Consider the following 20,308-nt stretch of genomic DNA (forward strand, 5'->3'; position numbering starts at 1 on the left):
CGTGACAGCCATCAAGGCTTCACGACCTTATAGAGCTATTATTAGTTGATGTATTTTGGCGTATTGCCTAGCTAAACAAACACGTTTAAGAGTAACGTGCGATGGCTTTTATATGGGGTTGATTACGACAGTTAACAACGATAATTCATAAACATGCTAGTCTAAACGCTCGTTTATCGCTATCATTGGCGAGTACTTTACCGTTATGCCGAGTCGTTTTATGGAAAACTCAGCGCAATCCGCAAGATTGCCGCACTTACATGAATCAGAGCTGTTCCACGCTATCAAAAACCCTGCTTTTAGGCGTATCGGGCTCATGGGCCGCGCTGGTAAACGCAGTGTCACTCAAAGTTTGGTGCAAATTGCCCAGACTATCAATGAGATGAATCTCACATTAATTATGGATGTGCAGACGGCGAACTTGCCCACTTTGAACCTTACTGAGATTGAAAAGGTCAAAATCGTTAAGCGTAGTCTAATCGGCGAGATTTGTGATTTGGTCATCGTTGTTGGCGGTGATGGCTCGATATTGCACGCGGCTGAAGCGTTGGCACGCTACCGTGTACCCGTGCTCGGCGTCAACCGTGGTCGGCTTGGTTTCTTAGCTGATGTAAAACCTGATGAAGCGGCGTTTAAATTGCGCCAAGTATTGATGGGTGATTACCAGCTGGATCATCGTTTTCTATTGACGATGGAGATACGAGAAGGGCGCACTATCATTCATGAAGATATGGCACTCAATGATATCGTATTGCATGCGGGGAAATCGGTACATATGATAGATTTTCAGATGAAAATCGATGGTCAAGATGTCTACCGTCAGCATAGTGATGGTTTGATTGCAGCAACGCCTACTGGTTCAACGGCCTATGCACTCTCTGGTGGCGGCCCCATTATTCACCCGAGTATGGATGCTATCTGTTTGGTGCCCATGCATCCCCATACGCTGTCTAGCAGACCGATTGTGGTGAGCGGTAATAGCGAAGTTTGCATTCGCATTCACGAAGACAATCGCACTCAGCCGATGGTCAGTGCCGACGGCAAGCCAAGCGTGCCACTTGAGCAAGAGCAACGGCTCTATATTCGTAAGCATCCTGATAAGTTAACCTTACTCCATCCGCCGGGCTTTGATTTTTATGAAGCTTGTCGCACCAAATTGCACTGGAACGTCCATGCTGAGGAATTCAGTCTTGACGTGGATGATGATATTATGGACGACGAATAAGTGTCTCTTTTATATAAAAACGTTATAAAAAATATGTTATAAAAAATATGTTATAAAAAATAGTGGTGGAGAATAGGTAGGATGGACAAGCAAACGATATTAGCAAGTTTAACGCCAGAAGTGGTGGATAAATTCCGCATGGCGATTGAGTTGGGCAAGTGGCCTGATGGTCGCAAGCTGACCGCTGAGCAGCGCGAAACCTGTATGCAAGCGGTGATGGTGTGGGAGCACGAGCATCTGCCACCTGCTGAGCGCACAGGCTATATTCATAAGCCAGTCAAAGACGATGGTTCTATCGTCGGGGCAGAATGTGATGTCGAGCATGAGCATCATTATCCAAACATGCCTAATCCGAAAGGCGCAGTCCAACCCGTCAAGTTTCGTGATAAATAGGCTAAAGGCTAAGTTTTATGATAAAAAATGAAGCACATAAAAAAGGCCACGCTAATCAGCGTGGCCTTTTCTCATTTAATAACTTTTTAAAGCGCCGTCGTATCAACACTAGGGCGAACCGTTAATGGGTTTTTTTGCATCAAAAATCCTTGCCAGCCCCAATGTAAAAAATTGCGGATATTGGCATGGTCAGTACCGTTAGGAGTTGCTTGAACTTTGGCATAATGCTCGCCAAACAGTTTTAGCGTATCCAATTGATTTAGACCATGGTGCTTGGCAAAGCCAAAAATTTTCGCACTACCTTCATTTTCACCAGCTGCATTGTGTACCATACCATTCACAAACGGGGCAGGTGCGTAGCGATAAAAATCATCAATAAAACTGATGACATCATTGAATCCAATGGCTTTTTTATCCAAACCATTAAGTAGAGCCGATACATCTGATTGGCGGATACTCATAAATAAATGACCTCAGAGCAGATTAAAAAAGTGAAAGTATGTAACTTAGCGATTGAAATAGTCTTCGTCATCAAATGAAGGCGCAAAATTGCCTTGCTCAAGATGTTGCATTTGCGACTGTACAGAACGCTCATGCTGAATACGTTGGTAAATCTCTTCGCGGTGTACGGCAATATCTTTCGGTGCATTGACACCGATACGTACTTGATTGCCTTTGACACCTAGGACAGTCACACTGACCTCATCACCAATCATTAGCGTTTCGCCCACGCGGCGTGTCAAAATTAACATGCGTCACACTCCTTATGTCGCATCAACAAATTATTACTCATCAGATTACTTCTCAATTGCAGGACATTACCGCAGCCCTAGAAAGACAATGTATCAATGAAAACCACAATGCTTACTGTTGTGCCAATAGCGGTAATGATAGGTAGATTCATTTAGCCCAAATGAAAGCCCCATTATAGGGGGCATAACAGAGACTGTCACGGGTTTTCACAAAACTATTGGGTAAATAGTTACCCTAGCAATAATAAAAAATAAAAATAGGATCTAAAAAGACCCTATTTAATTTAATACATTGTTGAAAGTAATTGATACTGACTTAATGCATAACTGTTAATGCTAAATCGATTATTTTAAGCGTTTTAAAATAAGTTATAGCCCAGCGATTTTACTTTCGCCATCTTCACGATCCAGACCAAATGCGGTATGTAGTGATTTAACGGCTTTTTCTAAATACTGTTCTTGGATAAGGACAGACACTTTGATTTCGCTGGTTGATATCATTTGAATATTGATATTGTTTTCAGCAAGCGTTTGGAACATGAGGCTCGCAACACCAGCATGAGAGCGCATGCCGACGCCGACTAAAGAGACTTTAACGACTTCATCATTAGCCAATATCTCTTTAGCACCGATCTCATCTTTGACTTCATTTTCCAGTACTTTCATGGTTTTGTCCATGTCAGTACGGTTGACAGTAAAAGTAAAGTCGGTGGTGCCGTTGGTAGAGAGGTTTTGCACTATCATATCAATTTCAATATTGGCACGACCAATCGGGCTTAGGATAGCAGAGGCAATACCAGGATGATCAGGTACACCGCGCACGACTATTTTTGCTTCGTCTCGATTAAAAGCGATACCTGAGATGATTGCCTGTTCCATGTTGTCTCCTTCGTCTATCGTAATTAGGGTGCCGACATTGTCTTGAAATTCTTGGTCGAAGCTACCATCGTTGTTTTCATCAAAGCTAGATAATACGCGCAGTGGTACACCATATTTACCGGCGAATTCTACCGAACGAATCTGTAAAATCTTAGAGCCAAGACTTGCCATCTCTAGCATTTCTTCAAAGGTAATTTTTTCAAGTTTTTTGGCTTTTGAGGTCACACGAGGGTCAGTGGTATAAACGCCATCAACATCGGTATAAATCTGACATTCATCAGCACCCAAGGCAGCAGCAATAGCGACACCTGTGGTATCAGAGCCGCCGCGCCCTAATGTGGTTGCATTACCTTCGTCATCAATACCTTGAAAGCCTGCAACGATGACGACATTGCCTGCATCAAGTTGCTCACGTATGTTTTTGTCATCGATGCTTTCGATACGAGCTTTATTGTGGGCATTGTCCGTTTTAATCGCTACTTGACGACCAGTAAATGAACGAGCGCCTACACCAAGCTCTTTAATCGCCATGGCAAGCAATGAAATCGATACTTGCTCACCGGTTGAGACCATTTGGTCGTATTCACGGGGATCAGGCTGAGTGCTAATTTGGCGTGCTAGATCAATCAAACGGTTGGTTTCGCCGCTCATGGCAGAGACGACAACAACTATTTGATGACCGTTGTCATGCCAGCGTTTGACTCGTTTGGCGACGTTTTTGATGCGGTCGATACTGCCCATCGAGGTGCCGCCGTATTTCTGTACTATTAACGCCATAAAAATCTACCTATTATTCATTAATGGCCTTTTATTATCATCAATGAGAGCCAATATGCGGATGTGACGCTCAATCAATGATTGTATAGATAAAGCCGTATTATAAGAATTGCGCCCATGCTTTTCGTTTATGTATTCAGTAGTGCTGACTAGGTAATGCACGCACGATGCATATAAACGTTGACCTTTATATCATATCTACGTCACAACGTTAAGTGCCCGTAGCGCTTAGATACATGGCGATTGGTTATAACCGTCATAACCAATCGCGTATCTTATGCGTTGTAGACCAGAGTGATGCGCTGTATTCATGTCTTTTTCAGGACTAGCTAAGCTGAGTTTCAATCCAAGCAGGTAGGGCGTTGATAACCGCGGTACTGTTGCCAGACTTTGGCGCGCCGCCTTGTGCGTAATCTGGCTTACCACCCCCTTTACCGCCCAGCTCACTTGCCAAATGACGAATGATATCACCAGCTTTTACTTTAGCAGTCACAGACTTTGCCACGCTTGCAGCTAGGGCTAACTGTTCGTCTTTATCACCAATCAATACAATCACGCTATCAGGGAGTTTAGATTTAATATCGTCCATCAGGGTACGGATAGATTTGCCGTCGATACCGCTTAAGGTACTGATAAGCACGGGCGTGCCTGCGATGGTCTGTACTTCATCGAGTAAATTGGCTGCTTGGGCGCTGGCGATTTTTTGCTCTAAACGCTCTAGTTGTTTCTCAAGTTCGCGCTGCTTATCCGCCATGGTACGCACACGCTGCGCCACTTCAGGACGTTTCACTTTTAGCTGACTGGCAAGCTCGCTCAGCTGCTGCTCACTTTGCTGAATGTTTTTAATCGCATTCATGCCAGTGACCGCTTCAATACGGCGGATGCCAGCAGCAATACCTGATTCGCTGGTAATTTTTAGCACACCAATATCACCAGTACGTTTAACGTGCAAACCACCACAAAGCTCAATAGAGAAGGGCTTGCGCTGACCATCGACAATACTGTCAGTGCCCATGGTTAAAACGCGAACGTCACTGCCATATTTTTCGCCAAACAATGCCATTGCACCTTGTTTCATCGCTTCGTCGATAGACATATTCTCGATGCGAGCAGGGGTGTTGGCTTGAATTTGCTCATTGACTAAGCGTTCGATACGCGTAATTTCAGCAGTGCTGACGGGCTTGTCATACGAGAAATCGAAACGTAAGACTTCGCTTGATACTAGCGAGCCTTTTTGCGTGACTTCATCACCCAATACTTCTCTTAATGCGGCATGCAATAGATGCGTGGCAGAGTGGTTTTTGGCACTTGCTGCGCGAATACTTGACAAGACTTGCGCATCAGCGTTTTGTTTGGTGTTAATGTCGCCCATGGTCACGACACCATAATGGATGATGGCTTGACCAGATTTTTTGGTGTCTTGCACTTCAAAAACGCCCGTTGCAGTGCGAATTTCGCCAAGCTCACCAACTTGACCACCACCTTCAGCATAAAACGGTGTACGGTCAAGTACCACGACGCCTTCCATACCTTCGTTTAAGCTATCGGCTGGACTGCCATCTTGATACAGCGCATCAATCGTGACGCCTTCTTCTGCAAGCTGCTCATAACCGATAAAGGTCGTTGGGTTTTCTACTTGAATGACACTGCTATAATCAACGTCAAATTTGCCAGCATCACGAGCACGCTCACGTTGCGCTTGCATATGCTCATCAAATTCAGCTTCATCAATCACAATACCGCGCTCACGAGTGATATCCGCAGTCAAATCGACCGGGAAACCATAAGTATCGTACAGTTTAAATGCAGCTTCCCCAGATAACGTGTCGCCATCTTTTAGACCTTCCAGTTCGCTGGCAAGTAGACGTAAGCCTTGTGCCAAAGTTTTGGCAAACTGTGCTTCTTCTTTTTGAATGGCATTTTCAATGATGCTTTGCTTATCTTTGAGCTCAGGATACGCCGTACCCATTTCAGCAACCAAGGGCTCGACCATTTTATAGAAAAACTCACTGTCAGCACCAAGTTTATTGCCATGACGTACCGCACGACGAATGATACGGCGCAGTACATAACCACGACCTTCGTTGCTTGGAGTAACGCCATCAGCAATCAAAAATGAAACAGCGCGAATATGGTCAGCGATGACTTTTAATGACGATTGTTGCTGGTTTTCAATCTCTAAAATCTCAGCTGCCGCATCCATTAAATGTACAAATAAATCTATCTCGTAGTTGCCATGGACGCCTTGCATGATGGCGCTGATACGCTCAAGCCCCATGCCAGTATCTACGCTTGGCGCTGGTAGTGGTAGCATAGTGCCATCTTTTTGACGATTAAACTGCATAAAGACGCAGTTCCAAATCTCGATATAACGGTCGCCATCTTCTTCTGGTGTGCCCGGTAGGCCGCCTTCGATATCGGCACCATGATCATAAAAGACTTCAGTACAAGGGCCGCAAGGACCAGTGTCACCCATCGTCCAAAAGTTGTCTGAGGCGTAAGGCGCGCCTTTATTATCGCCAATACGGATAATGCGCTCGCTAGGAATACCGATGTCTTTATGCCAAATATCAAAGGCTTCGTCGTCAGTCTCATAAATGGTCACATACAAGCGATTTTTATCGATTGCTAGCCATTCATCTGAGGTCAAAAACTCCCAAATATATCCAATACCGGCTTGCTTAAAATAATCGCCAAACGAGAAGTTGCCTAACATTTCAAAGAAGGTATGATGGCGCGCCGTGTAGCCAACATTGTCCAAATCGTTATGCTTGCCGCCCGCTCTTACACATTTTTGTGAGGTTACCGCACGGGTATAATCACGTGGCTCCATACCCAAAAACGTTTCTTTAAATTGATTCATGCCGGCATTGGTAAATAGCAATGTCGGGTCATTGTGTGGAATCAAACTCGATGAGGCGACGGGGGTGTGCTGCTTGCTTATGAAAAAATCGATAAAAGCTTGACGAATATCGGCTGAGCGAAATGGCTGGCTCACAGCGGCTCCTTACTGGCGAATAGAATTGAGTAAAATAATTTTGCAAACGATTTTAGCACAAACGCCCAAGCTCTTGGTACAAGAGTTACAACGGCTAGGTTATTCTGCGCATGTAGATGCTCGATGGATTTGTAGTGCATCAAAGCCAGTTGGTCAAAAAAGCTAATTGGTCAAAATCGCCGCATCAGTCTCGTCTAGTTTATCTTGTATCAATGGATTGGACTCAATGACTTGTACTGGCAAGTAGCGTAGCTGTAGCTTAATGGGTAAATATTCAGGGAAATTCTCTGCCATATCTTGAGTGATGACGGTTTCGATTTGCCGTACATCGTATGAAGTAGGCGTCGTCTCTCCGCGAATGACCGCACGTACGACCTTATTTTCTTCTGAAGTATCAAACTGAGTATTGGTCAGTACGTTGCCTTTGTCGATAAAGTAGCTATTGATAGCTTCTTTGACGCTACTCTCAAAAACCTGTTGTTTGGCATTGGTCTGTAGATTGATGGACAAATACGTCCCTAAGCCACCTAACAATAATAACGTCACCGCATTACGGCGTAAAAAGGTCAAATAGGTGCTGGATTTATAATCATCATCGACCAAACGGCGAAAGCCTAATAACCAAAGTACTAAAGCATTGGTAAACTGGATAGCAATAATATTGGTTAGTGCCAGTAGCAGTGCCCCAAGTCCAAGCTGCGTCTCGCCATTGGCGAATAATATCCCACTCGCGGCAAGAGGTGGCACCAATGCAGTGGCTACCGCCACGCCGACCACTGCCACAGATAGGTGCGGTGAAACCATCGCGTAAGCGCCAGCAGTACCACCCGCTAGAGCAATCATTAAATCCATCGAGGTTGGCTGAGTGCGCGATAATATCTCTGCGGTCAGTGGCTGATCTTTGTGTAACCAGCCGACGATAAAACCAACCAATACCACTAAGGACACACCAACGATAACCGTAATCAGTGATTTACGTAGCAATGGCATACGATGATCAATAATCGCTAACGCTATGCCAGTAATGGGACCTAACATCATGGCAACCAACATGGCGCCAATGACGACGGCAGCTGAATTGGTCACTAACCCATAACTGGCGATGATGGCAGAAAGTATATTCATAATGAAATACATTTTGCTAGGCAGCGCGTTGGCCTCGATTCTGACCCGTACTTCTGGATAGTCTACCTTTTGATTGCTAAATTGCTCGGCAACAAATTGCTTATAAGACTCCAATTTAGCTTCTTTTTTTTCTTTAATCTCGTCTTCTAGTTCTTCCTGATTATCGACTTTATCTTTCACAGTACTTTTTACGATAGTGTCATTATTTTTCGGTGTGTCTGGCTGTTTATCAATTGAGGACGGTTTTGTGTTGTCACTATTTGCTTTGCTTTCTTGCTGAGGGTTATCAGAGATAGGATAAGTGCTCTGTGCATCAGCGGGTGCAATATCCTCTGCCTCTACCGTTATCTCAGCATCAGCGTCAGCATCTTTTTGAGAATTTTGCTCTGAAGCGTTATCTTCTTCTTGAGCATGTTCTGCTGATGCATTTTCTAGATTTTTATGATTGGGCGCTGTTGTGGATTTTAACGATTCATTGGATAGTGGTGTCTCAGGCTCAGTGATTTCAAGTTTAGTTATTTCAGACTCATTGTTGGGCTTGGCGGTTTCTAACGTTGCCACTACCTCGTCAGCACCAATGGACTTTATCGCTATCGTTGTTTCAGGCGGCTGCGCACAAGCCATATCCTCGCCGCAGTCATTATCATCACGAGTCTCTGAGCTTTTTGAAGACTCAGTATGTTCGACAGTGCTATCTAGTACAGAGCTACCATCTGCGTCAGTTAGCGCCGCTTTTTTGTCTGGATAATTGGCTGTGCTTGAGGCATCTTTTATAAATGAAGAATCATTAGAGGGTTTGTTTTCAGATGAGGTCATGGCAGATGGCTTTCTTAAAAAGTAAAAGAAAGACATTATTGTAATGATAAAACGAGGACAACGTATGGGTTTTTTACGACTAAATACAGCGCAGTGTCATTAAATAGTAATACTTAAAATAGTAAAATTATGCATCATTAACTAACGATAATAAAAACCTTAACTTTAACAGGGTTTTTATGCTTAGTCACCTACTATAGCTGGCTCGCAGGTTTATAGGAAATACTTACTTTCTTTGTGGGTTTAGTGTATAAAGGTACTATATCCACAATAAAAATGAGGAATAAGTTATGAACTGGCCATTATTCTCTGTTATCTATTCAATCGCAGCAACCGTTACCATTGGCGTTTTTATGATTGGCGCTTTAGTCACAGGTTTTAATGAAATACCTCATATCCAAATAGCAGTAGCATTGGGCGTTTTGGTGTCCATCCCTGCAGGCATGTTTTTTACCAAAAAAGTCGGTAGCATTACTGGTAATGAAGAAGGCTATAAAGCATAAAAATGAATAATGTTGTCAATTTAAATCAATAAATCCGATTATCAGCCATAAAAAAAGACCTTGATAGTAAGGTCTTTTTTTATTCATCATTTATGACTTATTAATTAAGCTCAATTTATTTAAGCTCAACAGTCGCGCCATTTTCGATATTGGCGTAAACCTCTAACACATCCCAGTTGGTCAAACGCACACAACCTGCAGAGGCTTGGCGACTGATGCCTTCAGGCTTTGGTGAACCATGAATACCATATGAAGGTTTAGATAAGCCCATCCATACGACGCCAACAGGGCTATTTGGTCCTGGTGGTAGCATATGTATTTGTTTGTCTGCGCCTTTACCAACGGTTGCTTTATACCAAGGCATTTTCACCTTGTTAATGATTTTAAACGAACCTTGTGGCGATGGTGTGGCATCGCTACCGATTGTCGTTGGGTAAGTAGCTACCAGCTTATCGCCGTTATAAGCATATAATGTCTTATCGGCTTTATTGGCAACCACACGGTTAATGCGCTGCTTAAGTGGTGCACGGGTATTTAAAACAGTGATGGTTTCACCGGCTTTATACTGCTTATTTTTGTTCAGCTTATCTAAATAACGCACATCCATATGGAAGCGCTCACCAAACATCTCTTTAATGTCTTGATAGTATAAGCCTTTCATTTTTGACTTGGCTTCTGAACCTGCAGGTGTGCTGGCAAAGTTGGTCTTAATATCATCTTCAGTGATGGTGTAAGTCACGAGCACTGGTTTATTCGCTGGGATATTTTTATTCAACGCATCCCACGTTTTTTGATCCATTTTACCTGTGGCTGGCAGACCTTTCATGGTTTGGAAGTTGATGAGGGCTTTTTTACTGTTCATGCCCCAGCCGCCATCGATGGCACCAGGAGAAGCATGGTTCCAATCAAGCAGTGCCTGCATTTTGATCGTCATTGCCGAGTTAACTTTCATATTCGGTGTCCATGTGGCACCGTTTACCTGTTTGGCGTAATTCGACAAATTCAGCGTAGTATGTTTTTTACCATTAACATCTTCGATGCTTTTGATAGACGTATCTGCTGGGCTAGCATCAGATATGGCTGCGGTAGGGGCAGCGACAGCTTGACCTTCACTAATATCGTCAGTGCTATCAGACTGCACATCTTTACGAGCCAGCTCTTCTACCGTCATATTATCAGCACTGACTGCTTGTTGCGCTGTCTCTACATCGACTTCCTGCTTTTCGTCAATCAGCTGAGTCATACGATCAGGTGAATTAGGCTTCAAGGCAGGCGTGGCTACAACAGGCGCACGACCATCGATTGAGCTACTGCGGTTCTCTTGTACATCAAGGCTAACTTTTTTGGCAATGCTAGGCATTGAGTCAGCAGTTCGTACTGGCAGGGTGCGCGTATTATCAGCAGGTGCGGCAACGGCGCTGACACTGGTAGTAACGATAGCAATTGATATAGCGGTAATAAGAGGCTTCATTTTCATCATATTGGGATACTTATGGTTATAACTAATGGGGCTATTATGCGCATAATTTGAATGCTTCGCAAACTTTTGACACATCTTTTTTCATTAAAGTCTTGCCAAACGTCAACCGTTGACGTATTCACTACAGTTGGGCAATAACTGAGCGAGGGTATGCATAAGATGATGCGCTATTCTTACCTACAATCCTCATTATTCACATTGTTTTTAGAACCATTTTTATGAATATAAAACTGCAAAAATTGGCGCAACTTAGCGTTTATGTCTATAATGGTGAATAAATTTTTATTTAATAGATCGGCTTTTAATAAAAGGCGTTTTAACCCATCCGCATGTAGTCAGTGAACATGTAATCAGCAAGGTGCGATATGTCAGAAGACCAAACAATGAGCGCAGAAGAGTTTCAAAATCAATACTTCAATGACGATGGTCTAGAGAGTGAAATGGTGTTTGATTTAGAGAGTGGGATTCTGAGTGAAGACGAGCAATTTGCCAATTTGCCTGCAGAATTAGAAGAGGCCCGCGAGCAATTGGTCAGTATTCGTGATTTTATTCGCTTTTCGGTCACCCAGCTTCGTAATTATGATGTGGTCGTTGCACAAGGCACCACCGATGAGTTTGCTGAAGCATCCGCCATTGTTTTGCATTCTCTGGCTTTAGACTGGTCAGCCAATGAGCAGATTCTCGATTGTCGCTTGACCACATCAGAGAAGCAGTTGGTACTGAGTTTGTTAGAAGAGCGTATCGCTGAGCGTAAACCATTAAGCTATTTGATCAACTTATCATACTTCTGTGATTTGCCTTTTTATGTCGATGAGCGGGTGCTAATTCCAAGATCGCCTATCGCAGAATTGATTCGTCAGCAGTTCCATCCATATTTTGATGTCAATGAGCTTGCCAAACCACTTGGTAAGAGCGTCAACGAGCAGGCTGCTGCATTTTATGATCACGGTTTAGAGGTCAAGCAGCTGTCACAGCCTGAGCGTATTTTAGACTTATGCACTGGTTCTGGTTGTATTGCTATTGCGCTTGCGACGCGTTTCGTTGATGCGCTGGTTGATGCTGTTGATATCGATAAAAGTGCGCTTGAAGTAGCTATGGTTAACGTCGATCATCATGATCTTGGGCATCAGGTTAATGTGATTGAGTCCGATCTGTTTGCTAAGATTCCTGCTGAACACCAGTATGAACTGATCGTCACCAATCCGCCGTATGTTGATGCGGCTATTATGGCAGAGCTGCCACCTGAATTTTTATATGAGCCAGAGCATGCGCTAGCCGCGGGTCAAGATGGGCTGGATTTGGTGCATCGTATTTTGTTTGAAGCGCCAGATTATTTAAGTCCAGAAGGCTTGTTAGTTTGTGAAGTAGGTGATAGTGAGTGGGCATTAAAGCAAGCCTATCCTGAAATCCAGTTTGACTGGTTGAAATTTGCCCACGGTGGTCACGGTGTCTTTGCGATTACTTATGATGAGCTCATGGCGCATCGTGAGCTGTTCAATGCTTACGTGCAACTGTTAGATAGCATTCAATAGAACTATCAGGTAATAGAGCTATCAAGCAAGAGAACTATTGAGCAATAAAACCATCGAGATTTACGCGATACTCAAAAATCGACTTCATTTGTTTAAGGATAAATATGGCAGGCAATAGCATTGGACAGGTTTTTACAGTCACGACTTGTGGTGAGTCGCATGGTGCAGGTCTTATGGCAATCGTCGATGGCGTGCCGCCTGGCTTAGCCTTATCCGCAGATGATTTGCAAATCGATTTAGATCGCCGCAAACCGGGCACGTCTAAATACTCTACCCAGCGCCGTGAGTCCGATGAAGTTGAGATTATTTCTGGTGTGTTTGAGGGTAAGACGACCGGCACCTCTATTGGCCTGCTGATTCGTAATACCAATCAAAAGTCCAAAGACTATGGCGAGATTAAAGACACGTTTCGCCCCGGTCATGCCGACTATACCTATAGCATGAAATATGGCTTTCGTGATTATCGTGGCGGCGGGCGTTCCTCAGCGCGCGAGACTGCGATGCGCGTGGCGGCAGGTGCTATCGCTAAGAAATATCTACAAGAGCGCTTAGGTGTACAAGTCCGTGGTCACGTCACCCAAATTGGCAATGAGTACAGCAATGTCCTAGACTCAAGCCAAATTGATTGGGACTTTGTGAATAGCAATCCGTTTTTTTGCGCCGATGCCGATGCTGTCAGTCGTTTTGAGACCTTGATAGACAGTTTGCGCCGTGAAGGCACTAGCTGCGGGGCCCGTCTAGAGATTATTGCCAGCGGTGTACCCGTTGGACTAGGTGAGCCGGTATTTGATCGTTTGGATGCAGATATTGCCCATGCGATGATGAGCATCAATGCTGTTAAAGGCGTTGAGGTCGGCGATGGCATGGCAGTGGCAGGACAGTTCGGTCATAGCTCTCGTGATGAGCTGACGCCAGACGGTTTCACTGCCAATCATGCTGGTGGTATTTTGGGCGGCATCTCGTCAGGGCAAGACATCCGTGTCAGTATTGCGCTTAAGCCAACCTCTAGCATTACCACGGCTGGCAAGAGTATCAATACACAAGGCGAATCGGTTGATATGCTGACCAAAGGTCGTCATGATCCTTGTGTAGGGGTACGTGCCACACCTATCGCAGAAGCCATGCTGGCTATCGTTTTGCTCGATCACTATTTGCGCCATCGCGGTCAAAATGCGGATGTTAAGCCGCCAGTAGCATCTATTACTTAGATTGTTTACCGTAAAATTATAAACCTTCTATCACTTCTAACCAGCGTTTCTAACTAGATATGATAGAGGTTTTTTTTGACTGGTTTTTATAAACAATTGAAAAACCAGCAACTTAATTGATAAGATTTAATCAGTACATTGAATGAATTTTTAAGCCGCTACTTGATAGTGGTCAATAGTCACACATTGCTGGTGGCGAAATACCAATAGCAGTTGTTGACTAGGAATGGCTAACCAATGCCCAAAAGCGATACTATCAATCCCTTCACCTGACAGCATTTGTAAGCAAAAATGACGACTACCGCCTAAACAGTTTTTTATAATTTTATTTTGTTCAATAGCGTCTTTCATCGTCTTTCTATCCTTAATATGGGTTACGAATTTGAATAACGCTATCGTAAAACAAGCAGATAGAAAACCTGTGTAGGAATGATGGAAAATTCATGAACTGGCATAGATGTTTATTTTTAAGCCAAGGGTAGGGTTAAGCTAACCATGACACCAGAACGCTGATTCTTATCAGTACCAATTTTATCGTTATTATCATGGACGTTATTAATAGTTACCTGACCGCCATGATGCTCAATAACTTGCTTCACAAGGGTTAAACCAAGGCCAGTGCCTTTTTTTAAGGTATTACTTGTGACATTGGGCTGCTGTGCTTGTTTGATTTCTAACTTGGAAGATTTATCTGGTGCATGCTCTGAGGCTTTTTCAGCAGCTTGGCTCTGATGCGATAAGCTAAAATAACGGTCAAACGCTTTATCAACGGCATACTCAGGGAGCAATTTACCATTATTAAAGATGTCAATAGTCACAGTTTGCGCTGAACCATGTTGCGCGATGCTGTGCAGATAAATAGAAACTGTGCTATCGGCAAAATGAATGGCATTGTCCAATACATTTTGCAGCACTTGTACCAACCAAAACTGGTCAGCGAAAACGTTGGTATTTGCCAAGGCATTTGGTGATAAAGTCGCTGTTTCAGTCACCCATTTATCATTAAGATAGATGTCGATAGGCGCTAGGTGCTGCTGTTGCAATTTAGCGCTATTGTCTTTTGCAAGGGTTTGCAACAACGGTAGTAGAGGGGTCAGCTGGCGATTCAGCTTAAAAGTCGGTTGCTCAACTTTGGCAAGTAATAGCAGCCGATCAATCAATTGTTGCATTTTGATACTTTGTTCACCAATGGACTGGATGAGCATCTGTTGATCTTCTTTATCGAGCCCGTCGTCTTCTAGCAACTCACTACTAGCACGAATGGCGGTTAACGGACTTTTGAGCTCATGGGTCAGGGTATGAACATAGTCGGTGACATAGGCGCGATTTTCCAATCGATGTTTCATAGACTCAATGGTATCCGTTAGGCTATTAAGTTCATGGCCTAAGTAAAAATAGGGTTTTTTGGTGTCTTCTGCCAGCGCACTGGTATATTGGGTCACTAAACTGATGCTTTGCTTGAGCCACCATGCGACCAGTCCTGCTAATATAAGGGCAGCAATACTCATGAGCAGTGCTGTGATCAGCATGCGATTGCGCGTATCGTCTAAATAAGGCAACACGCTAGCGACAGGCTTGCCAACGCTGATGATACCAATCAAGTTGCCAGTTTCATCCTTTATCGGCTGTGCCACATACATCACCGTACCATCTCGCTGATTATGATCTAGCGTTGTACTTCTCGCGCCATACTGACCATTTAATGTTAGATAGACATCATTCCAGCGGCTGTAATCTTGTCCTTCATCATTGTCAGGTTCGGGTAGTGAGTCGTATATGACAATCCCTTTATCATCGGTGACATATACCCGAAAGCTGCTAGGGCTTTTATTTTTATATTCTGGATCTGTTGTTTTACTTATCGTGGGCGCACCGATAAATGCCGCATCGAGTTTCGTTTGATACTGCTCATCGTATAGCTGTCCTGAAGATAATGGCATCTGCAAACTTGCTGCCAGCAATTTGCTGGTGTCTAACAACGTATCTTCGATGACCTGCTGCGCCGTCGGTTTGACATAACCAAACAGCTGAGTAAATGCGACCACACCGCAGATAATCAGCACTAACGCCAACGCGAGCCAAATCCTAAAAAATATACTTAAATTCAGTAGTCGTTTTGGTTTAGTCGTTTGCTGCGCGGTGCCGATAGGATGCAGTTTTGCATACCAATTGCTTTGGCTGGCATGCGCGCTGTTATCAGCCTTATTAATATGAGTATTAGGATGGCTGTTAGCACTATCGTTGGTTTTATGATTCATATTTTTAGGTATATTATTTGACGTTATAGAAGGTCGGTTTTAATCAAAATATGGCTATGGGTAGTGCAGCTAGGCGGGACACAAGGCGTAACCCAAGCCGCGATGCGTATGAATGACATCGATGCTGGCATTGACGGTCGCTAGTTGCTTACGAATGGACTTGATATGACTGTCTATAGTTCTCGCCAAGCGATGATCAGGGTAATCGCTCACCGCGCTCAGCAGTTGCTCACGGCTAAAGACTTGATTGGGCGCTTTTAACAAGGTCAATAAGATTTTGCGTTCGGTGTTACTCAGCTCAAGCTTCTGCTCTTGCCACATTAACGAATAATTAAGCGGTTGGTAGTGCCAGATGCCAGACTGACATTCAAAGGTTAAGGCTTGCCCCGACATATTATTTGGAGAGGCAGGGTTGACTGTATCGCTGGCTTCTATTGTAGGGGAGGTGGAGGACTGAGACAATAATTGCTCACGTCGCCAAATGGCTTTTAGGCGAGCAACCAACTCGCGCGGGCTAAATGGCTTGGCACAATAGTCATCGCCGCCCATTTCTAAACCCAAAATACGATCGACCTCATCGCTACGAGCCGTCAAGAAGATGATAGGAATGTCCTTTAAGCCAGCAATATCAGGGGTGTGGCGTATTTGTTGACAGAGACTGAGACCATCACCATCTGGCAGCCCAACATCCAAAATAATTGCCGATAGATCTTGCGCTTCAGCACTATTATGTAAATTGCGCAGAAAAGGCAACACGTTACTGGCGTTATCAAGCCAAGTGATTTGCCAGCCTTCAAGCTTGCAAGTGACTTTCAGTGACATCGCGATAGCAGGATCGTCTTCTACCAGTAAAATATGGGTCATAAGCTCTATATCGCTATATAAAGAGAAACTATTTAAGATGAAGGGGTTATTAATATCTAATGAGATACGAACATTGAAAAATGATAGTAGGGTATCATACAGTAGTAGCTAGAGTGCTATCTAAGTTGACGAATTTATCGTAGCACAAAAGTCGCACTCGCTTTTGCTATCAGGCCTTAAAAGATGTGAAAAGTTGATGGAAATTGGCATTATTAGCGAAGACTTTTTTGACTAGCGGTTTTGATGAAAGGCTGTAAAATAATCAGTATTATTATAAAAAATATTGAAATATAGTGCGAATGTCAGTTTTACTAAAAATAAGTTTGATGTACCTACCATTTTTATTTAAAGGAATTTAAAAATATGAGTGACTATTTAGATGCGGTCATCGTTGAGCATAACCCAACGCAAAAAAAGATAGATAGAGCCGTTATTTGGCTACATGGTTTGGGCGCGAGTGGTCATGATTTTGAGCCAGTGGTACCACAGCTCGGTTTAGCGGATAATATGGCAGTGCGTTTTATTTTCCCGCATGCACCAAAGCGCCCAGTGACGGTGAATGGTGGTATGGTCATGCCAGCATGGTACGACATCTTAGAGATGAGCCTAGAGCGTAAAGTCGATGTCGCTCAGATTGAAGAGTCTGCGCAGCAAATCCGTGATTTGATCAGCCGTGAGATAGAGCGTGGTGTTAAGCCTGAACACATTGTAATCGCAGGATTTTCGCAAGGTGGGGCAGTGGCATATCATGTGGCACTTGGCTACCCGCAGCGTTTAGCTGGTTTGATGACACTCTCTACTTATCTAGCGACTAATGATAATATTAGCTATAGCGCTGCTAATAAAGACATGCCAGTATTGATTGAGCATGGTACGCATGATCCAGTTGTTCCTGTAATTTTGGGCGAGCAGGCGCAGCAGTTATTATCCGCTAAAGGCTATAATGTTGCTTATCATACTTATCCGATGGCACATCAAGTTTGCATGCCGCAGATTCAAAATATCGGTAAATGGCTCAATAAAGTACTGGCTTAGAGAGTGCAGCTGTAACGTAATGTAATATAGATATTATATAGGTTGAAAGTCGACCTATAAGTCCTATATAATATATAACCTTATTGGGGATGTTCTGGCTTCGACGCTGGTAATGAAACTCAATGATGCATGTCGAGAGTATATGTCCTCTCGTTAATCAAACATATATTGTTATAGTCGCAAACGACGAAAATTACGCTCTAGCAGCTTAAACCCTGTTTACATGGTTTAAACCTGTTTACTTAGTTGCTGATCACCTACAGTTGGTCAACTAAGTTGAAGCGTCCGCATGTAGGCTCGCCACAAGTGATTGTCTCAATTGCTTGGGTTCAAAAGTAGAGAATCGTCCAATTCATCCTGACTGTCGGATCGGTGCGGATTAAAACTAAAGACAGAAACTAAACATGTAGATTCATGAGCGTAATGCTGGCGGACGCGGGTTCAACTCCCGCCATCTCCACCAAATATTAAAAATCCGATCACTTAATGTGGTCGGATTTTTTTTTGGTTTAATTTTAAATGTAGATAGTTGAAATAAAAGTTAAAAGGGACAATCAACTGATTCTTCATTAGCAAAAAAAGTTATTTCGTAATTATAAGTATTATTGACGCAAATCTGTGCATCATTAACAGTATCAAATTGCTCGGCTGTTACAATGATAGCCATTGTAAAATCGATCACTTGCTGTGGCGATCTCAAATCTTTAGTTAAGTCATTAGAAGTAAAATGAATCTTAGCGATGTGGTTCTCAATTTTCACTGTAAAATTTTCATTGCCGAAATTACTAGACTCAAACCCTAGTTTTTTCTCTTCTGGTGTTAAACCGTTCAAGTATTCTTGAATAGTGTTCTTTAGTGGTGAATCTTTATCTACATGTCGAATAACATAGACATAGTCATCTATATTTGGCTTTATAAAGTATACTTTGACCGCTAGTTTATCTTTAATTGATTGCTTGCTCATTTTATTAAGGTAGGTTTTATAGTTATAGTTATAGTTATAGTTATAGTTATAGTTATAGTTATAGTTATAGTTATATATAGATGATATCTTAGTCATCATCGCATCAGCTAATTTAGGATTATCTCTTATAGTTGACTCTGTAGCAAAGCCCCATAAAAATGGCTTAGAACAACTATCTTTATTACAGATTAAGTTGATAACTTCATTTCCATTTGATAGTTGGACTCTAGAATTTGGAAAAATATTAGCCTCATAACTCTTGTTTTTATAATACATATTTGTAGTTGTAAAAAAATTATATTCAGTCGGAGATAATTCATGGACCTCTATAAGCGAAGGGTAAATTTCATATTCTTGGATTTTTATCTCTTTCTCAAATTTCTCAGAGTCTTTCCAGTAGGTGCATACAGTGTTATCTATATTATCTAGATTAAACTATGCGCATTTTAATTGAGGTTTGGATGTTTTTAATGATTGCATTTTTAGTTTATCTAAAAAAATATCTTCTTTATTAGTCTGAGGTAGCACTGATTGATTTTTATTCTCCGCATTACTGCAACCTGCTAATGTAATAGATAATATTGTTAGTAAAATCCTATAAATATTTTTTTCATTTCTCATCTCTCAGGAAATCTTGGATCAAGTATAAGCTTACTATTACGATAAGGTGTAGGTTTGTTTTCAGAATGAGGATTTGGTAAGTATTTTTTTATTAAAGCCACCAGTAAGTAATGGTGAACCGCCCCAAGTATATCGGAGAGTGATTTACTTGAGTCAGGCAGCGATGCCTGACAGGGTTAAATTATCATAATACCGCTTTTCAAACTCAAAAGGTGACACATAACCAATCGTACTATGTAGTCGTGTTTTATTGGACCAATCTACCCACTCAAGGGTTGCCAGTTCAACATCATTTACACCGTTCCAGTTCTCTTTTAAATAATGGATTACTTCAGTCTTATAAAGCCCATTAACCGTTTCAGCCAATGCGTTGTCGTATGAATCGCCTGTTGTACCCACAGAGGCGATAACTCCAGAGTCCTTCATTTTATCCGTGTAGCGAATAGATAAATACTGAACCCCTCTATCGCTATGATGAATGACATCCTTAGGATTGTTCCTATCTGTTATCGATTGATTTAAAGCGGCCATCACCATGTCTTTGTTCATGCGATTAGATACTTTCCAGCCCACAATGACGCGGGCAAACACATCAATGATAAAGGCGGTATAGACCCAGCCACTCATGGTCTTGATATAGGTAAAGTCCGCCACCCAGAGCTGGTTAGGGCGATGGGCGCTAAAGTTACGATTGACTAGATCATCAGCGCGTTTTTGGTCGTCACGGCTGTTGGTGGTAATCTTGCCTTTACCACGCCATGAACCGCCCCGGGATTGTCGGAGACCTAATATTCTGAGAGAATACGACAATGAAAAGACAAACCTATACTCCTGAGATTAAAGAACGCGCCGTTCGCATGCTGATTGAAGCGGCAGGC

The 20,308-nt window shown here is 42.9% G+C and carries 15 protein-coding genes, 1 other RNA gene and 2 pseudogenes; 7 read left to right on the plus strand and 11 right to left on the minus strand.

Annotation, left to right across the window (positions count from 1 at the left end; translation table 11 throughout):
- Window positions 1-220: 220 nt before the first annotated feature.
- Window positions 221-1,225 (plus strand): NAD(+) kinase, encoded by a 1,005-nt coding sequence (locus tag ACP69U_RS06290; protein ID WP_227675922.1) that lies wholly within the window; start codon window positions 221-223, stop codon window positions 1,223-1,225.
- 81 nt (window positions 1,226-1,306) lie between these two features.
- Entirely contained in the window at window positions 1,307-1,618 is a 312-nt protein-coding gene (locus ACP69U_RS06295) for a YeaC family protein (protein WP_045451872.1), read from the plus strand.
- A gap of 86 nt (window positions 1,619-1,704) precedes the next feature.
- Here the strand turns inward: ACP69U_RS06295 and ACP69U_RS06300 are convergent, their stop codons facing one another.
- From ACP69U_RS06300 to ACP69U_RS06320, 5 genes and pseudogenes are all read right to left on the minus strand, one after another.
- Window positions 1,705-2,079, minus strand: a complete 375-nt coding sequence (locus ACP69U_RS06300) for a HopJ type III effector protein (protein ID WP_045445094.1) — start codon at window positions 2,077-2,079, stop codon at window positions 1,705-1,707.
- Window positions 2,080-2,202: 123 nt separating this feature from the next.
- A pseudogene (gene csrA, locus ACP69U_RS06305) lies at window positions 2,203-2,370 on the minus strand (carbon storage regulator CsrA); the annotation flags it as partial.
- A 369-nt stretch (window positions 2,371-2,739) separates the two neighbouring features.
- A complete protein-coding gene (locus ACP69U_RS06310; RefSeq protein ID WP_055124395.1) occupies window positions 2,740-4,026 on the minus strand; it encodes an aspartate kinase in 1,287 nt (428 codons plus the stop codon).
- Between the two features lie 325 nt (window positions 4,027-4,351).
- Window positions 4,352-7,024: an alanine--tRNA ligase gene (gene alaS / locus ACP69U_RS06315; RefSeq protein ID WP_426138135.1), complete on the minus strand. Its 2,673-nt coding sequence runs from the start codon at window positions 7,022-7,024 to the stop codon at window positions 4,352-4,354.
- A 162-nt stretch (window positions 7,025-7,186) separates the two neighbouring features.
- Window positions 7,187-8,965, minus strand: coding sequence for a DUF389 domain-containing protein (locus tag ACP69U_RS06320; RefSeq protein WP_426138136.1), 1,779 nt, complete (start codon window positions 8,963-8,965; stop codon window positions 7,187-7,189).
- Between the two features lie 290 nt (window positions 8,966-9,255).
- On the opposite strand from ACP69U_RS06320, the gene ACP69U_RS06325 reads away from it, so the two are divergent.
- Window positions 9,256-9,468 (plus strand): hypothetical protein, encoded by a 213-nt coding sequence (locus tag ACP69U_RS06325; RefSeq protein WP_087814154.1) that lies wholly within the window; start codon window positions 9,256-9,258, stop codon window positions 9,466-9,468.
- Window positions 9,469-9,583: 115 nt separating this feature from the next.
- Here the strand turns inward: ACP69U_RS06325 and ACP69U_RS06330 are convergent, their stop codons facing one another.
- Window positions 9,584-11,023: a L,D-transpeptidase family protein gene (locus ACP69U_RS06330; RefSeq protein WP_426138137.1), complete on the minus strand. Its 1,440-nt coding sequence runs from the start codon at window positions 11,021-11,023 to the stop codon at window positions 9,584-9,586.
- A 290-nt stretch (window positions 11,024-11,313) separates the two neighbouring features.
- On the opposite strand from ACP69U_RS06330, the gene prmB reads away from it, so the two are divergent.
- Together prmB and aroC are read left to right on the plus strand one after the other, a co-directional pair.
- Window positions 11,314-12,480: a 50S ribosomal protein L3 N(5)-glutamine methyltransferase gene (gene prmB / locus ACP69U_RS06335; protein ID WP_201501570.1), complete on the plus strand. Its 1,167-nt coding sequence runs from the start codon at window positions 11,314-11,316 to the stop codon at window positions 12,478-12,480.
- Between the two features lie 104 nt (window positions 12,481-12,584).
- On the plus strand, window positions 12,585-13,688 hold the full coding sequence (aroC, locus tag ACP69U_RS06340) for a chorismate synthase (RefSeq protein ID WP_426138138.1): 1,104 nt from the start codon (window positions 12,585-12,587) through the stop codon (window positions 13,686-13,688).
- 150 nt (window positions 13,689-13,838) lie between these two features.
- Here the strand turns inward: aroC and ACP69U_RS06345 are convergent, their stop codons facing one another.
- The 3 genes from ACP69U_RS06345 to ACP69U_RS06355 form a co-directional block, all read right to left on the minus strand.
- Window positions 13,839-14,039 carry a hypothetical protein gene (locus tag ACP69U_RS06345; RefSeq protein ID WP_426138139.1) on the minus strand — a complete coding sequence of 67 codons (201 nt, stop codon included), beginning with the start codon at window positions 14,037-14,039 and terminating at the stop codon, window positions 13,839-13,841.
- Window positions 14,040-14,155: 116 nt separating this feature from the next.
- Complete coding sequence (gene creC, locus ACP69U_RS06350) at window positions 14,156-15,946, minus strand: two-component system sensor histidine kinase CreC (RefSeq protein WP_426138140.1); 1,791 nt, start codon at window positions 15,944-15,946, stop codon at window positions 14,156-14,158.
- A gap of 69 nt (window positions 15,947-16,015) precedes the next feature.
- Window positions 16,016-16,810 (minus strand): response regulator, encoded by a 795-nt coding sequence (locus ACP69U_RS06355; RefSeq protein WP_426138141.1) that lies wholly within the window; start codon window positions 16,808-16,810, stop codon window positions 16,016-16,018.
- A gap of 363 nt (window positions 16,811-17,173) precedes the next feature.
- On the opposite strand from ACP69U_RS06355, the gene ACP69U_RS06360 reads away from it, so the two are divergent.
- Complete coding sequence (locus tag ACP69U_RS06360) at window positions 17,174-17,845, plus strand: alpha/beta hydrolase (RefSeq protein WP_426138142.1); 672 nt, start codon at window positions 17,174-17,176, stop codon at window positions 17,843-17,845.
- An 85-nt stretch (window positions 17,846-17,930) separates the two neighbouring features.
- Window positions 17,931-18,308, plus strand: a transfer-messenger RNA (tmRNA) gene (gene ssrA, locus ACP69U_RS06365).
- A gap of 78 nt (window positions 18,309-18,386) precedes the next feature.
- Here ssrA and ACP69U_RS06370 read toward each other — a convergent pair.
- Both ACP69U_RS06370 and ACP69U_RS06375 read right to left on the minus strand, forming a co-directional pair.
- Complete coding sequence (locus ACP69U_RS06370) at window positions 18,387-19,085, minus strand: hypothetical protein (protein ID WP_426138143.1); 699 nt, start codon at window positions 19,083-19,085, stop codon at window positions 18,387-18,389.
- A gap of 498 nt (window positions 19,086-19,583) precedes the next feature.
- Window positions 19,584-20,195, minus strand: a pseudogene (locus tag ACP69U_RS06375) (IS3 family transposase); the annotation flags it as partial.
- Window positions 20,196-20,308: the final 113 nt, after the last annotated feature.

Source organism: Psychrobacter sp. TWR1-1-1, assembly GCF_049895865.1.
Lineage (GTDB): Bacteria > Pseudomonadota > Gammaproteobacteria > Pseudomonadales > Moraxellaceae > Psychrobacter > Psychrobacter immobilis_A.